The 16139-nt window shown below is 71.1% G+C and carries 13 protein-coding genes; 8 read left to right on the top strand and 5 right to left on the bottom strand.

The genetic code is table 11. The features are described from left to right. Window positions 1-18 precede the first annotated feature (18 nt). Both ACMCNK_RS13540 and ACMCNK_RS13535 read right to left on the bottom strand, forming a co-directional pair. On the bottom strand, window positions 19-1698 hold the full coding sequence (locus ACMCNK_RS13540) for an FAD-dependent oxidoreductase (protein ID WP_412736767.1): 1680 nt from the start codon (window positions 1696-1698) through the stop codon (window positions 19-21). A gap of 116 nt (window positions 1699-1814) precedes the next feature. Next, a complete protein-coding gene (locus ACMCNK_RS13535) occupies window positions 1815-2732 on the bottom strand; it encodes a CDP-alcohol phosphatidyltransferase family protein (protein WP_412736766.1) in 918 nt (305 codons plus the stop codon). Window positions 2733-3062: 330 nt separating this feature from the next. Between ACMCNK_RS13535 and ACMCNK_RS13530 the strand changes: the two genes are divergently transcribed. From ACMCNK_RS13530 to ACMCNK_RS13510, 5 genes are all read left to right on the top strand, one after another. Further along, on the top strand, window positions 3063-3650 hold the full coding sequence (locus ACMCNK_RS13530) for an antibiotic biosynthesis monooxygenase (protein WP_412736765.1): 588 nt from the start codon (window positions 3063-3065) through the stop codon (window positions 3648-3650). Window positions 3651-3725: 75 nt separating this feature from the next. Continuing rightward, window positions 3726-5525 carry a diguanylate cyclase domain-containing protein gene (locus ACMCNK_RS13525; protein ID WP_412736764.1) on the top strand — a complete coding sequence of 600 codons (1800 nt, stop codon included), beginning with the start codon at window positions 3726-3728 and terminating at the stop codon, window positions 5523-5525. 107 nt (window positions 5526-5632) lie between these two features. Continuing rightward, window positions 5633-7750 (top strand): MMPL family transporter, encoded by a 2118-nt coding sequence (locus ACMCNK_RS13520; RefSeq protein ID WP_412736763.1) that lies wholly within the window; start codon window positions 5633-5635, stop codon window positions 7748-7750. Between the two features lie 27 nt (window positions 7751-7777). After that, the gene (gene ligD / locus ACMCNK_RS13515) at window positions 7778-8746 is read left to right on the top strand and encodes a non-homologous end-joining DNA ligase (RefSeq protein ID WP_412736762.1); all 969 of its coding nucleotides are present in this window, start codon (window positions 7778-7780) and stop codon (window positions 8744-8746) included. A gap of 162 nt (window positions 8747-8908) precedes the next feature. Then, window positions 8909-9613 (top strand): SemiSWEET transporter, encoded by a 705-nt coding sequence (locus ACMCNK_RS13510; RefSeq protein WP_412736761.1) that lies wholly within the window; start codon window positions 8909-8911, stop codon window positions 9611-9613. A 4-nt stretch (window positions 9614-9617) separates the two neighbouring features. Here the strand turns inward: ACMCNK_RS13510 and ACMCNK_RS13505 are convergent, their stop codons facing one another. The 3 genes from ACMCNK_RS13505 to ACMCNK_RS13495 form a co-directional block, all read right to left on the bottom strand. Continuing rightward, window positions 9618-9740, bottom strand: a complete 123-nt coding sequence (locus tag ACMCNK_RS13505; RefSeq protein WP_412736760.1) for a hypothetical protein — start codon at window positions 9738-9740, stop codon at window positions 9618-9620. Window positions 9741-9972: 232 nt separating this feature from the next. Beyond that, a complete protein-coding gene (locus ACMCNK_RS13500) occupies window positions 9973-11421 on the bottom strand; it encodes a diguanylate cyclase domain-containing protein (protein WP_412736759.1) in 1449 nt (482 codons plus the stop codon). A gap of 60 nt (window positions 11422-11481) precedes the next feature. After that, entirely contained in the window at window positions 11482-11745 is a 264-nt protein-coding gene (locus tag ACMCNK_RS13495; RefSeq protein ID WP_412736758.1) for a hypothetical protein, read from the bottom strand. Between the two features lie 127 nt (window positions 11746-11872). Here ACMCNK_RS13495 and ACMCNK_RS13490 point away from each other — a divergent pair, with 127 nt between their 5' ends. The 3 genes from ACMCNK_RS13490 to ACMCNK_RS13480 all read left to right on the top strand — a co-directional run bounded on the left by ACMCNK_RS13490 (window position 11873) and on the right by ACMCNK_RS13480 (window position 16129). Next, entirely contained in the window at window positions 11873-13105 is a 1233-nt protein-coding gene (locus tag ACMCNK_RS13490; RefSeq protein WP_412736757.1) for a hypothetical protein, read from the top strand. A gap of 371 nt (window positions 13106-13476) precedes the next feature. Continuing rightward, window positions 13477-15420, top strand: coding sequence for a hypothetical protein (locus ACMCNK_RS13485; RefSeq protein ID WP_412736756.1), 1944 nt, complete (start codon window positions 13477-13479; stop codon window positions 15418-15420). Window positions 15421-15691: 271 nt separating this feature from the next. After that, the gene (locus ACMCNK_RS13480) at window positions 15692-16129 is read left to right on the top strand and encodes a CBS domain-containing protein (RefSeq protein ID WP_412736755.1); all 438 of its coding nucleotides are present in this window, start codon (window positions 15692-15694) and stop codon (window positions 16127-16129) included. Window positions 16130-16139 lie beyond the last annotated feature (10 nt).

The raw sequence follows: 16139 nt of genomic DNA, 5'->3' as shown, positions 1-16139 counted from the left end.
ACGATATATGTAAGTGATCTACGTATGCAAGGTGGGATCCGGCGTGGATTCGGGCCGACGCGGCCACGGCAGCCGCAGCGCGCCGGGGGCGTGGGCGGGCACCACCGGGTGGTGGGGCTCCACCGGAGCCAGCCGCTCGTACGGCTCACCCAGCGCGGGGCGCAGGTCCGCCTCGCCCGCGTTCGGCCACAACGACAGTGCCCGCTCAGCCAGCGCGGTGATGGTCAGCGACGGGTTGACCCCCAGGTTCGCCGGGACCGCGGCGCCGTCCACCACGTGCAGGCCGGGGTACCCGTAGACCCGGTGGTACGGGTCGATCACGCCGGTCTGCGGTGACGCCCCGATCGTCGCCCCGCCGAGGATGTGCGCGGTCATCGGGATGTCGAAGATGTCGCTGACCGTGCCGCCCGGAAAGCCCCCGATCTTCGTGGCCATCCGGCGGACCGCCTCGTGACCCACCGGGATCCAGGTCGGGTTGGCCGGGCCGTGCCCGGGTGCGGTGGTCAGCCGGCCGCGACGGGTACGCCGTACGGTCAGGGAATTGTCCACGGTCTGCATGACCAGGGCGATGATGGTCCGCTCGCTCCAGCGCCGCACCGACAGCGAGCGCAGCAGCAGACCCGGGTGACGCAGCGCCTGGCCCAGGAACCGCACCGGGCGCGGCATCCGGCCCCCGCCGTCCACCAGTAGCGTGCTGAGCAGACCCATCGCGTTGCTGCCGGCGCCGTACCGGACCGGCTCGATGTGGGTGTCCGGGTCGGGATGGAAGCTGGACGTGATCGCGACCCCCCGGGAGAACGGCTCCTCCGGTACGGCCGGGACCATCGCGCCGAGCAGCGCCTCCGAGTTGGTCCGGGTCAGCGCACCTAGCCGCGGCGAGACCTGCGGCAGGACACCGCTGTCCCGCATCGCGTGCAGCAGCCGCTGGGTGCCCAGCGCACCGGCCGCGAGCACCACCTGCCGGCAGTGGAACGTCCGGCCCCCGGCCTGCACCTCCCAGCCGTCGGCGACCGGCCGCAGCGCGGTGACGGTCGTGCTCGGGTGGATCGTGGCACCGGCCCGCTCCGCGAGATGCAGATAGTTGAGGTCCAGGCGGTTCTTCGCGCCGTGCCGGCAGCCGATCATGCACTCGCCGCACTCCGTGCAGCCGGTACGGGCCGGTCCGGCCCCGCCGAAGAACGGGTCCGGAACGGTCTTGCCCGGCTCACCGAAGAACACCCCCACCGGGGTACGCCGGAACGTGTCACCGACTCCCATCTCCTCGGCGACCTGCCGGATCACCACGTCGGACGGGGTGGTCGACGGCTGCTCGGTGACCCCCAGCATTCGCGACGCCTGGTCGTAGTGCGCGTCGAGCTCGGTCGCCCAGTCCGTGATCGCGGCCCACTGCGTGTCGTCGAAGAACGTGCGCGGCGGGCGGTACAGCGTGTTGGCGTACACCAGTGAACCGCCGCCGACCCCGGCGGCCGACAGCACGACGATGTCCTTGAGCAGGGTGATGCGCTGAATGCCGCGCAGGCCCAGGCGCGGCGCCCAGAGGAAGTTGCGCAGGTCCCAGGACGTCTTGGGCAGCGTGGCCGGGGTGAACCGGCGCCCCGCCTCCAGGACACCGACCCGGTAACCCTTCTCGGTCAACCGCAGCGCGGCCACGCTGCCACCGAAACCGCTGCCCACGACAACGACGTCGTAATCCGGCACGGGACGCCTCCTTCCACCACCCGAGGTGAACGCACGTTAGGTCCGTCGAAAGTGCACCCTCCGGAGGTCACTTTCGTCAACCGGCGATTCGTCGGGTCGTGGCGCAGGCGCGCGGTTCAGCTACGGGCAGTGAACTCCAGGTCGTCGTTCTCGTCCGCCGGGGCGGCGATCTCGTCGTCCTCCGCGGTCGCGTCCTCGTCGACCGTGGAACGCGGGACCGGCGTCCCGCCGGGGTTCTCGGCCTGGGCGGCGCGCAGCTGGGCCGGGAAACGCTTGGTGGCCCGCCACAGCTTGACCACCAGCAGCAGCTCGAAGGCCAGCAGGAACGCCCCGGCGACGATCGGCACCCCGATGATCCAGCCCGTCAGGGGGCCGACGATGCAGACTGCCATCTCGAACTCGATGCCGCTGACCAGGTGCGGGCGGATCCGGTGACGGCGCAGCGAGGCGCGCAGCCGGGCACGCCAGTTGTCCGGCCACGGGTCGGGCTCGCCGGTCGCGTTGGCCGCCGGGACTACGCCGCGGGCCTCGTCGATCTGGGTACGCATGTCCCGGCGGACCTTCGCCATCTGCGAACCGTTGAGGTAGCGGAACAGGTCGAGGAACGTGACCGCGACCAGTACCCACAGGTAGGCCTGCTGGCCGGTGTGCACGTACTGGCCGCCGAGCAGCGCGACCGTGCAGGCGAACATGCGCAGGCGGTCGAAGACGAAGTCGTACCAGGCGCCGAACATGGAGCCGGTGCCGTTCAGCCGGGCGATCTTGCCGTCCATGCAGTCGATCACGAAGCTGATGTGGAACAGCAGCGCGCCCGCGACCAGCCACGGGCGGTCCTGCATCGCGAAGCAGGCGGCCGATGCGAGCCCGACCAGGGTGGCGATGCCGGTGAGCACGTTGGGGGTGATCCGCCGGTACGGCGCCACGAGCCGCACCAGGCGGGCGGCCAACGGGTCCACGAGCAGGACGGTCCACCACGCGTCACGCGCCTTGTACGTGCGTTCGCGGATCTCCTGCAGCGGTAACCGTTGCGCCATGCTTCATCCCATCCCTGTCGGCCGGCCCGGCCCCTGCTTCGATTCTGGTGGAACAAGCAGGTGTGCTGCGCTCCGGGGGCACCCCAGTCCCCGGAATGCGTGACCGTATTGTTACTTCGCGTGACTCACCGTGGCCCTGCCGTGCCGCCTGGGTGGTCACTTTGTCCGTGAAGCCGACACAGTAGCCTGCCCCCGCCGGGCGAGGAAGGCGAAGCCGTCCGGCATCGGCCCCCGGTCGGAGGATCCCCTGGTCGGTCGCGGGAAGTGGCGCCGCCGACAGTTTCCGTGGGCCGCGGCGCTCTGCGCGGGGCGCCGGGCAGGATCTTTCCCATGCCTGACAACCTGCCCAGCACGGCCGTCACCGTGGCGATCACCCGCCGGGCCGATCCGGCGCGGGCCGCCGAGATGCAGGCTTGGGTACGGGCGGGCGCCACGCTCGCCGAGGACTTCCCCGGCTTCCTCGGCGTGGGCTGGGTCCGTCCGGAGCTCGGCTCGACCGAATGGCACATGCTCTACCGGTTCGCCGATTCCGACGCGTTGCGCGTGTGGGAGGACTCCCCGCAGCGCCGGTGGTGGCTGTCGTCGGCGCTGGGCATGGTCGAGCACACCCGGGTGGAGCGCCGGACCGGCATCGAAGGCTGGTTCGACCCGCCCCGCGAACGTGAGGTGGAGCCGCTGGGCGTACCGGCCGCGCCGCCGCGATGGAAGCAGGCTGTGATCATCTGGGTGGGTTTCTTCCCGATCAGCCTGATTTCCGCGCTGACCCTGGCGCCGCTGCTCGCCACCCAGCACGTCGTGCTGCGCACGCTGGTGACCACGCTGTGCCTGACGCCGATCATGACCTATCTGGTTCTGCCGCGGATCACCGCCGCGCTGCAGTGGTGGCTGCACGGGCAGCCGCCGCCCTGGCGGCGCTGACCGGCTCAAATCCCGCTCAGTTTGATTGAGTGCGGGCACCGGGCTGCCGATCCTCATCCGCGAGGAGGGGGGCCCATGCGCCTGCGCAACTGGATCGCCGTGGTGGTCAGCGTCGTACTGCTGATCGCCGCAGGCGCCATCGGTGTGCTCGTGAACCGTTCGGCGCTGCGCGCGGCCGACACGGTGCACCGCGCCGACTCCCAGGCGCTGGCCGTCAACAACACCACCCTGTCCGGGCAGATGCAGCTGCTCACGGCCGCAGAGCTCAACGAACTCGCCGGCGCCACCACGTTCCGCCTGACCAAGGGCAACGCGTCCGACCGTAAGGCCCTGAACCGGTTCGTGGCCAAGACCAACGTCCTCAAGTACGGCGCCGCCATCACCGACCTGCGCGGCCAGGTGCTCAACGCGACCCGCAGCACCGGCCTGCCCGCGGTGGGCGACCCCGGGTTCACGCGGATGCGCGAGGACCTGGCCCGGGCCCGGCCCGGCTTCTCCTCCCTGATGAAGGTCGACGGGGTGTCGATCGAGGCCGTGGCCATCCCGATCCTGAGGAACGGCGCCCCGGTGGCGGTGCTCGTCGGGTTCATGGAGTTCGCGAAGACGCCGCTGCAGGGCTACGTCGCAACGCTCAGCGACAACACCCACTTCACCGAGATCATCGACAGCGGCGGCCGGATCGGGTTCTCCAGCGACGGCAGCAAGATCGGCACCAACGTCAACCCGGCGGTCAGCACGGCCGCACGCCACGCCACCGGACCCACGTTCGTGCAGTTCACGTCCGGCAAGACCCGGATGATCTCGATCGTGGTGCCGGGCATGCCGGGCGGCTGGTCGTACGTGCGCGGCCAGTCCGTGGCGTCGTTCGAGGGCGCGGTGCACAGCAAGAGCCAGACGCTGAACCTGACGCTGCTGGCGATGCTGCTCATCGGCGTCATCGGCATCACCCTGCTGGGCTACCGCACGCAGATCCAGCGCCGCCGCGCCGACGAGCGGTTCCAGGCGCTGTTCCAGCACGCCCCGGACCTGGTGTCCGTGCTCGACCCGACCGGGCGGATCGCGTTCGCCAGTCCCAGCGCCGCCTCGCTGCTCAACGTGCCGCTGGGTTCCATGCAGGGCACCAGCGTGTTCGACATCATCCACCCGGAGGACCGGGAGCGGATCCAGGCCGCGTTCGCCGCGCTGCTCGGCGAGCGGGACGGGGTCCGGCGGATGCAGGCGCGCGTCTTCAACGGCGACGGCAGCTACCGCTGGTACGAGATCACCGCGTCGAACAAGCTGCACAACCGGGCGCTCGCCGGCGTCGTCATCAACGCCCGCGACGTCAGCGAGAACAGGGCCTTCCAGGAACGGCTCACCCACGAGGCGCTGCACGACGCGCTCACCGGCCTGCCGAACCGCCGCCGCATGCAGGACGCCCTCGATTCGACGTTGAGCCGGGACGCGGTCGCGGTGCTCTTCGTCGACCTGGACGGCTTCAAGCCGGTCAACGACATGCACGGCCACGAGGCCGGAGACGACCTGCTGCGCCAGGTGGCGGAACGGCTCAGCGCGTGCGTACGCCAGGAGGACGTGCTCTCCCGCGTCGGCGGGGACGAGTTCGTCGTCCTGATGCCCGGAGTCTACGACCAGGCCGACGCGGACGCGATGAGCGCCCGGGTCGCCGCGGCGATCGAGATGCCGTTCCTGGTGCACGGCAACCAGGTGGGCATCGGCGCTAGCGTCGGCATTCACCTCGCCGGTCCGCAGGAGGACTCGGACCTGGTGCTGCGCGCCGCCGACCACGCCATGTACGCGGTCAAGAAGGCCGGCGGCGGGCGGCGGGCCCGCGAGGCCGAGCCGGTTCGGACCGGACGGCACCGCGCCGCGGACTAGCCTTACCCCTGAGAAGACCCTGAGCTCTGCGTTTTCCGCTTCTGTGCGGTCGGGCCGGGCGAATACGCTCCGGTCGGTCGTACCGCGAGCGGTCTGGGGGGATTCGGATGGCGAGCACGGGCGGCGTCGCGCGGCTGGTCTGCGGGCGCTGGACGAAGTGGCTGGTCCTGGCGCTGTGGATCGTGGTGCTCGCGGTGGCCGGCCCGCTGGCCGGCAAACTCACCGGCGTCGAGAAGAACGACAACTCCGCCTGGCTGCCCGGCAAAGCCGAGTCGACACAGGCCGCTGACCTGCAGAAACGCTTCCAGCCGGACGACATCGCGCCCGCGGTGATCGTGTACGAGCGCCCGAACGGCATCACCCCCACCGACCAGGCGAAGGCCGCGCGCGACGCGCAGGCGCTGGCGAAGGTCGCCGGAGTCTCCGGCCAGGTGATCGGGCCGGTGCCCGCCCAGGACGGCAAGGCGTTGCAGATCATCGTGCCGATCAAGGTCGACGCGGCGGGCTGGCAGAAGATCGTCGACGTGGTGGCCGACGTCAAAGCGATCACCGAGGCGAACCCGAACGGGGTCGCGGTCTACCTCACCGGTCCCGCGGGCAACGCGGCCGACTCGGCCAAGGCGTTCGAGGGCATCGACAGCACGCTGCTCTACACGACGCTGGCGATCGTGGCGATCATCCTGCTCGTCACGTACCGGAGTCCCGTGCTGTGGATGCTGCCGATCGTCACCGCGGGCGTCGCCCTGACCACCGCGCAGGGGGTCATCTACCTACTCGCCAAGCATTCCGGGCTGGTGGTCAACGCGCAGAGCGCGGGCATTCTGACCGTGCTCGTGTTCGGCGCCGGCACGGACTACGCGCTGCTGCTGGTTGCCCGCTACCGCGAGGAACTGCGCCGGCACGCCGACCGGCACGAGGCGATGGCGCTCGCCCTGCACCGGGCCGGCCCCGCCATCATCGCCAGCGCGGCCACCGTGGCGATCGGCATGTCCTGCCTGACCCTGGCGGAGATGAACGCGACCAGCGGCCTCGGCCCGGTCGCCGCGCTCGGCATCACGGTCGGACTGCTCGCCATGATCACGTTGCTGCCCGCGCTGCTGGTCATCTGTGGGCGGTGGCTGTTCTGGCCGGCCCGCCCCACGTACGGATCGGCGGAACCGACCGCGACCGGCCTGTGGGCCCGCCTGGGCACCCGCATCGCGCTGCGCCCGCGCCTGGTCTGGATCGTCACGGCCGTCGCGCTCGGCGCGATGGCGCTCGGACTGTTCCAGCTCGACGCGAAGGGCCTGGCCACCGCGGACACCTTCGTCAGCAAGCAGCCGTCGGTCACCGGTGAGGAGGCGCTCGCGCGGCACTACCCGGCCGGGCAGGGCCAGCCGGTCGTGGTGATCGGCAAGGCCCCGGCCGCCGGACCGCTGCGCCAGGCCGTCGCCGGCACCGACGGGGTCAGCGAGGTCACCGAGCCGGTGATCAAGGGCGACCTGGTCGTGATCGAGGGGACGCTGCGCGACGCCCCGGACAGCGGCCGGGCCCGCACCACGATCGACCGGCTCCGCGCCGCCGTGCACGCCGTGCCCGGGGCGGACGCGAAGGTCGGCGGCATCACCGCGATGACCCTGGACATGAACCGCGCCAACGACCACGACAACCGGGTGATCATCCCGCTGGTGCTGCTGGTCGTCCTGGTCATCCTCGGCATCCTGCTGCGCTCCGTGGTCGCCCCGGTGATCCTCATCGCCACGGTCGTGCTGTCGTTCGCGGCGGCGCTGGGCGTCAGCGCGCTGGTGTTCCGGCACGTGTTCGGCTTCGCCGGGGAGGACACGTCGTTCCCGCTGTACGTCTTCGTGTTCCTCGTCGCGCTCGGCATCGACTACAACATCTTCCTGATGACCCGGGTCCGCGAGGAGACGCACGAGGCCGGGACGCGGCGCGGCGCGCTGATCGGCCTCGCCGCGACCGGCGGCGTGATCACCAGCGCGGGCGTCGTGCTCGCGGGTACGTTCGCGGCGCTGGCCAGCCTGCCGCTCGTCGCGTTCGCCGAGATCGGTTTCGCGGTCGCGTTCGGCGTGCTGCTGGACACGCTCATCGTCCGTTCCATCCTGGTCACCTCGCTGACGCTGGACATCGGCCGGTGGATGTGGTGGCCGAGCAAACTCGCCGCGGTCCACGACCGGCCCGCCGATCAGGAGCCGGAGGCGGAGCGCGACCTGGAACCGGTCTCCTGACGGGACATCACCGCTAGGTTGAGATCCATGGCGGCCGGCGCGAGCAAGTCACCGGCGGTGGAGCTCGAGGTCGGGCCGCACACCGTACGGGTATCGAATCCCGACCGGGTGTACTTCCCGCTGTCGGGACGCACCAAGCTGGACCTGGTCCGGTACTACCTCAGCGTGGGCGACGGAATCGTCCGCGCGCTGCGCGAGCGCCCGTGCATGCTGCACCGCTTCCCGGACGGCCTGGCGGGGGAGAAGGTGCACCAGAAGCGCGTCCCGAACGGTGCGCCGCCGTGGCTGCAGACCGTCCGGGTGCACTTCCCCCGGTACGGCCGGCACGCCGACGAGCTGTGCGTGACGCAGCTCGCGGACATCGCATGGGCCGTGCAGATGTCGACCGTCGAGTTCCATCCGTGGAACTCGCGGCGCGCCGACACCGAACGGCCCGACGAGTGGCGCATCGACCTGGACCCGATGCCGGAATGCCCGTTCGGCACGGTCCGGCGGGTCGCGCACGTGGCCCACGAGGTGCTCGACGAGCTCGGCATCACCGGCTACCCGAAGACCTCCGGCGGCAAGGGCCTGCACGTGTACGTGCGGATCCGGCCCGACTGGGGCTTCGCCGACGTACGCCGGGCCGCGCTCGCGTTCGCCCGCGAGGTCGAGCGGCGCGCCCCGGACGACGTCACGACGACGTGGTGGCGGCGCGACCGCGACCCGCAGTCGTTGTTCATCGACTACAACCAGAACGCCCGCGACCACACGATCGCCTGCGCGTACTCGGTGCGCGGGGTGCCCGAGGCCACCGTGTCCACGCCGATCGGCTGGGACGAGATCGACGCGGTCGAGCCGCGCGACTGCACCATGGAGACCGTGCCGCCGCGGTTCGCCCGGCTCGGCGATCTGCACGCGGGCATCGACGACGTCGCGCACGACCTCGGCCCGCTGCTGGAGTGGGCCGACCGCGACGAGCACGCGGGCCTGGAGGCCCCCGCCGATCCGGACTGATGTCGGTCTGACGTATCACCCGTCCCGGGTAGAAGGCAGCGGTTCTCACATACCGGACAGGTGGGCCCCGTCACCTGTGGATCTTGTTGATCGTCGTCGTGGGCCGCCGATGGGACCACGTGGCCGGATCACCGGCCCTTGCCCCGCGACCCGGAATGGATCATGCACCCCTCTGTCCTCGGCTGGCTCGGCGCCGCCCTGTCGATCTGTCTCCCTTGGCCCCAGGTCTGGCGCTCGTGCGTCCAGCGCCAGACGAACGGCCTGTCCGCCACCGCCTCCTGGCTGACCTTCGCACTTCCGGTCGGCTGGATCACGTACGGGCTGCTCAGCGGCGAGCGGATCCAGGTCATCACGAACACGGTCACGGGTGTGGCGGGTCTGGCGGTGCTGGCCGCGCTGTTGGTGTCGCGGCGCGAGCTGCGTAGCGGGCGGACGCTGGCCGCCAGTGCGGGCGGGGCGGTGGCCGTGATCGCCACCGCGCTGGGCTGCGGTGTCGCCGCGAGCCTGCTGCCGGTACCGGGGAAGACCACCGCCGAGTTGCTCGGCACGGTCCTCGTGGCGATCTCCGTCGTGTCGGCGGTGCCGCAGCCCCTGTCGCTGCTGCGCGACCGCACCCAGGACCTGGCCGGGCTGTCCCCGCTGCGCTGGCGCCTGGCCGCCGGCGCCAACGCGTCGTGGCTCGCGTACGGCGCGCTCACCGGCCAGCCGCCCGTGTGGCTGTCCGCGTCAGCCGGCCTGAGCGGCGCGCTCGTCGTATGCATCGTCCTGGCCGCCCGCCGGGCCCCGGTGTCCGCGATGCCCGATGGCGAGCCGGTGCGGTGGCGCGAGACCGTCACCACCCGCAACCTCGCGATGGCGGGCGTCTGAGCGCCTAACGCAGCCGGGAGCGCTGGAGCGTGGGGCGGCGGGCGCCGAGGAAGAAGACCCCGGGCAGCCCGGGCGTCTCGAAACCGCGGCTCGCGTTGTCGCGCAGCGTCGAATCCTCGATCCGCATCGTGCCGGTCCGGTCGTTGCTGACGAAGAACTCCGCCGCCCTCCTGCGCCCGGTTACCGGCGACGACCGTGCCTGCCGGCCAGCCGTACGGTGAACGCGTTGCCGTCGGTGCAGATCGCGCCGCCGCTGCCGCCGCCCGGGGTGCCCGCCCGTGCCGGATTCGCCCCGTGCCCGACCGCGGCATTGCCGGGCCGGGCACCCCGGACGAAGATCGCACCCCGCCGAACGGGGCCTATCCGGCCAGCGTGACCGTCTCCGCGGCGGCCACGGTGCGGTCGCGGCCCTCGGCCTTCGCCCGGTACAGGGCGGTGTCGGCGCGGGCGACGAGCTGCGCCGCGGTCTCCGTGCCGGTCCAGTGGGCCACCCCCGCGGAGAACGTCTGCCCCCCCGGCATGGCCTCGCGCATCCGGGCCACCACCTCGGCCGCGTGCGTGGCAGTGGAATCCGTGAGGATCAGGCCGAATCCCGGCCCGGAGTGCCGGTACAGCGTGTCGCTGCGGCGCAGCGCACCGAGCCAGCCCGCCGCCGCCGACTTGAGGAGCTGGTCGCCCGCCTGCGCGCCGTGGGTGTCGGTGAACCGCGGGAAATGGTCGATCTCCAGCACCGCCACGGACAGCGGACGGCCGGTGCGCGCGGCCTGGTCGACCGCCGCCGGCAGCGCCGCCTCCCACGAGCGCCAGTCGCCGGCCCCGGTCAGCTCGTCGCTCGTGCCCAGGCGCGACAGCGAACGCGCCTGCTCCTCGACCCGGTGGACCAGGCCGGCCATCCGTACCACGACGAGCAGGAACACGCCGATGCAGGCCACCCCGATCGCGACGGCGTCCAGCCCGTCGACGCCGGACGGAGCCTCGGCGAGCAGCACCACGGGCGGCAGCAGCGCCGCCGCGGCCAGCACCGCCAGCCGGCGTACGGTCAGCTTGGCGATCGCCTCCGCGCCCTTCGCCGGCATCGCGCCCTCGTCCCCGTCCTCGCCCGCCTCCCGCGGCGTGCGCATGGAGGGGTGCAACGCCGCCGCCCCGACCAGCGCGAAACCGACACAGATCAGGGCGCCGCCCCGACTGTCCGGCCCTGCGGTGCCGCTGAGCAGCGCGGTGCCGTCGAACCAGCTGCCGCCCGCGAACCAGCACAGAACGCCGACCGCCAGCAGATAGCGCATGGGGCCGCGGCCGTCCTCGCCGGTCAGCAGCCGGCCGATCAGCACCAGCGCGGCCAGCCCGGCGAGCGGGGTGGCCACGCCGAACGCGAACAGCACCACGGACCCGTAGTCGCGAGCCAGCGCGGGCACCACCACGAGCGTCCAGCCCAGCAGCGCCAGGCTGCCGCCCACGATCGCGGCGTCGATGCCCGTGCCGTTGCCCCGGCGGGCGCCCTTGCACAGTGCGGACAGCCCGGCCACCAGCAACACGTACGGGAGCCCCGCGGTCACGAACCGGCCGGTCTCCGGAACCGTCGCGCCGGGGACGAACTGCGTGCCGGCGCCGGCCAGTACCGCGGCGCCGAGCAGCGGCCACGCCCGCCTCGGACGCGTGCGGTTACGCACCCACCCGAGCAGGATCGCGACGGCGGCCGCGGCACCCGCGAACGCGTACGTGACGGCCGCGACGACGTCGTTGCCGAGCGCATGGGCCGTGGCGACGGCGACACCGCCCGCCAGGAAGACCCGGTACACCTGTGGTTTCACGTCCGCGCGATCGGCAGCACGGCGGACGACTTGAGCAAAGACGCGCCGCGGCCGACGGTTTCACTGCACCGGACGGCGCATCGAGTACGTGACCCCGTGCAGCCGGTGCGGCTCGTTGATCACCGAGACGGCGGCCCGGTCGTACACCTGCCAGCCGGCCGATCCCGCCCGGTTGAGGTGGCGAAGGTCGTCGAAGCGTTCGTCGGTCCCCCAACGGAGCACGCCGCCCGGATGGTGGAAGGTGGCGGTCCAGTCCATGAACCGGTCGGTGCCGAACGTGCCCGCAGCCCGGTACTCGAGGCGCGCATACTCCCACTTGGTCACGGAGCCGATTATGCCCAGCCGGTGCGTGACCGCGCAGGATGGTGGAAAAGCCGCGTCGAAGCAGATCGACGGATATTGCCATCAATCATCGGCGGTCGCCGTCACCTGACGGTGGTGGACTTCGGTCATGACTCGATCGTGGACGACGGTGTCCGGTTGCCTCGCCGCCGTACTGATGCTGCTGGCCGCCACGGCGGCCCCGACGCCGGCCGCGGCGGCCGAGCTGCGGTGCGCCTGGCCGCAAGAGGTGGGCGCGGACGCCCTCAACATCGCGCTGCCTGACACGAACGCGCATTACTGGGTGACCCCGTTCCGCGTGCATCCGGACCGGGAGATCACCGTGACCGGCGTGTTCCCCGACGCCCGGTACGCGTCGCTCACCGTCTACAACGGCCTGCGCGGCACGTTCACCCGCGACGGCGTCTTCTCCTCCCGTACGGACTACCAGATCGCCCCCGACCCGGGCAGTGTCAACCCGTGGCAGCAGCGGGCACGGCCGGGCGGCTCGTACACGCTGCATCTGCGCCACGCGGTGGCCCCCGGCGAGGTCAACACGATCCCGATCGCCCCCGGCCGTGCCCGGGACGGCGCCCTCGGATTCCTCGTCTACCGGATCTACCTGCCGGCCGTGCCCTCCGCCCCGGTACGCCTGCCCACCCTGACGGAGATCGACGGCGGCGTGCCGCACACGTTGCCGACGTGCCGCCCGACCGCCCTGCCTCCCGCACCACGCGGCACGGTCCTCGGCCCACCACGGGACGCCGCGGATCTGGCGTTCGCCCGTGGCAACGGCAGCGACGAACTGTTCCCCAATCCGGACAGCGGCTACCTGAGCGCGTGGATCCGCCCGCCGCGCGGCAACGACGTGGTGGTGATCCGGGGCCGGGCGGCGTCGAGCCCGGACGCGGCGCATCCCGTCCCGTGGCCGGCACCCACCGACGACATGCGGTACTGGTCGCTCTGCACCAACCTGCGGCGGCCGTACTACCCCGTGGTGGCCAACGATCTGCCCGACGGCACGGTCGACCCGGGATGCCGGCACGACGACGTCACCGCGCTCGACGCGGACGGCTACTACACGTACGTGCTCGGCACCGAAGCGCAGCGGGCCGCGATCCAGGCCGTACCGGGGGTGACGTTTGTGCCGTTCTCTCTCAAGGAGCCGCGCGCGCGGCATCTCGTGGTGCTGCGCAACATGTTGCCGGTCGACAGCTTCCCGTACTCGGTGCTGGATGCCCCGCCCAACGGCCGGGCCCGTCCGGCCGCGGCGGCGATGGGCGACTACTACCCCCGCGGGGCGGTGTGTGCGCTCGCAGTCCTGACGGCGAGCGGTCCCGCCGGCTGCGACCTGCCGGACTGAGTCCCGTGCGGTTGCCGCGAAAAAGTAGTGTGATCCACGCCGAACCATCGACATCATCCGAACGGATGATGCCCGGGGTTTGCCGCCACGTTCCTATGTTTTCTTTAATTCCCGCATAAGACTTCCTCAATTATCTGGCGCCAATTGCCATTCGTCGCGGGGCCTCTTACCGTCTGGATGCCGGTCCGCACGGCGACCCGAAAGGGCCGCCGGGACCGGTGACGAGAGCGCGGAAACGACTACGGAATGTCGTCAGGGGACAGGTCGCCGCTTCCACCGACTCCTCGTCGCCCCCCCACCTGACAGCCACCGGTCGGCGACCTTCCGGTCTCGTCGTCACAACGGCGTGCAGCGACAGAAGAGGTTCACCCATGCGAAGGCACTACAGGCGCGAATCGCCGTGGACGAGATGGTTCACCGGCCGGCGCCGCATCGTCGCCGCGGCGGCCACGCTGGTGGCCTTCGGCGGCATCGTCACGGTCACCCAGATCTCGAACGCGAGCACCAACCGCACGACGCAGCGTGCGTTGTCCGCGTGCGACAACATCCAGGCCCCGAAGTCCGGCAAGCTCTCGACGAACACCCGGCGCGGCACCTGGACCTCGAACAACGGCCGGGTGACCCAGCACGCCGACGACGGCGCCGGGGACGTGCCGTCCGCCGACGAGATGCGGGCCCGCTGCCGCGACTGGGTCATGCGCAACGTCGCCAACAACGGTGGTGACCAGAACAACCAGCAGCAGGGTGGCAACAACAACGGCCAGCAGGGTCAGAACGGCCAGCAGGGTGGCAACAACAACGGCCAGCAGGGTCAGAACGGCCAGCAGGGTCAGAACGGCCAGCAGCAGAACGGCAACAACAACAACCAGCAGCAGAACGGCAACAACAACGGCCAGCAGCAGGGTGGCAACAACAACCAGCAGCAGGGCAACAACGGCGGCAACAACAACAACCAGACTCCGCCTCCGGGTGCGGGTCTGGGTGTGCTGACGAACAGCTGCAAGACGAGCCAGCTGCCGCCGCACGACGGTTTCCAGAAGGGTGACCGGTGCGTGTCGACGGAGTTCGGTGAGGTGGGTTCGGCCGCGAACAACCCGTCGCTGTTGATTGTGGACGCGCCGCAGCAGGTTGCGGCGGGTCAGCCGTTCAGCTTGAAGGTGTCGACGCGGAACCTGATCCGGGACCGGTTCCTGGCGGCTGGTCAGGGTGGGTACTACGTGGAGAGCTCGGTGCTGCAGGGTGGCATCGTTCGTGGCCACTTCCACACCGCCTGCCGGATGCTGGGCAGCACCGATGTCGCCCCGGCGCCGGACCCGGTGCCGGCGTTCTTCGTGGCGACCGAGGACAAGCAGGGTGGCCGTGGCGCCGATGTGGTGACGATCAATGTGCCCGGGCTGCCGCAGCAGGGTATTGCGCAGTGTGCTTCGTGGGCGGGTGACGGTTCGCACCGGATCCCGATGATGGAGCGCGCCAACCAGACCCCCGCACTGGACGCGGTCCGCATCCAGGTCTCCGGCGGCAACGACAACGGCGGCCAGCAGGGCGGCAACAACAACGGCGGCCAGCAAGGTGGCCAGAACAACGGCGGCCAGCAGGGCGGCCAGAACAACGGCGGGCAGCAGGGCGGCCAGAACAACGGCGGGCAGCAGGGCGGCCAGAACAACGGCGGCCAGAACAACGGTGGTCAGCAGCAGGGCGGCAACAACACCGGTGGTCAGCAGGGCGGCAACAACAACGGCGGCAACAACGGCGGCCAGAACAACGGCGGGCAGCAGGGCGGCCAGAACAACGGTGGCCAGCAGCAGGGTGGCAACACCGGTGGCCAGCAGACCGGGACCACCAACGGCGGTGGCAACACGACCAAGAGCGTCATCGTTGGTACGAACCCGTCGACCACCGCGCCGACCCGCAAGCCCACCGTGACCGGCGGCACCGGCTCGGACGAGGCCACGAAGGCCGACTCCGGCAGCACGCAGAAGGAGACGGTCGCGACTCCGGAGCCGACCGCCACGAAGAAGCGGACCACGACCACGTACTCGGGCACCGAGGAGACGGCCACGCCGCGGACGGAGAAGACCACGCCGCCGGCCGACGTCGAGGTCGACCCCGCCCTGGACCAGAACGCCGCGGCCGACCAGCAGCCGGTCGCCCAGTCCGACCAGCAGGTGGCCGCGCCGACCGCGGGCAACAAGCTCGCGCTGACCGGCTCGAACACGATGGCCGTGGTGGGCGCCGGGGTGGTGTTGCTGCTCGCCGGATTCGCGGTCGCGGGCTCGGTGCGCCGCCGCCGCGCGGCGGAGTCCAGCTGGGAGTAGGACGTACGCATCAGAACAGCCGGCCCGGGATTCCGGGCCGGCTGTTCCTATTATCCTGAATAGGTTAGAAAACTCATTCTGCTACTTATTTGCGCCTCTGTACGTTATGACCGACCCTAGGTGGCGGGACGGGCTTCGGGCACGGGGAGGCCGGGTAAGACGGCGGACACGTTCCAGAGCGTGGACGGAAACTGTGACCATGGGCGCCCCGGAGCCCTAGGCTGGTGAGCGTCCACTTCGGCGGGTCCAGCGCGGGATCTTTGGAGGGAACATGCGCATCAGCGACGTACTTCGGGCCAAGGGCGACAAGGTTGTCACCGTCCCCCCGGAAACTCACGTGGCACGGCTGCTCGCGGTGCTCGCCGAGAACAGGATCGGCGCCGTCGTCGTGTCCCGGGAGGGGTCCACGGTCGAGGGCATCGTCAGCGAGCGCGACATCGTCCGGGCCCTCGCCGCCCGTGGCTCCGCGGTGCTGGCCGAGCCGGTCACGGCCATCCTGACCGCCGAGGTGCACACGATCGCCCCCGACGCCCAGCTCGACGAGGTGGAGCGCATGATGACCGAGCGCCGGTTCCGGCATGTGCCGGTCGTGGTCGACGGCTCACTGCGTGGCATCGTCAGCATCGGCGACGTGGTGAAGAAGCGGATCGACGAGCTGGAGACCGAGCGCAGCGAGCTCACCGGCTATATCACCGGCGACCGGCGCTGACCCGTACGGG

This window comes from Krasilnikovia sp. MM14-A1259 (assembly GCF_047159535.1).
In the GTDB taxonomy this organism is placed as follows: domain Bacteria; phylum Actinomycetota; class Actinomycetes; order Mycobacteriales; family Micromonosporaceae; genus Actinoplanes.
This window is presented reverse-complemented; position numbering and strand designations above follow the sequence as displayed.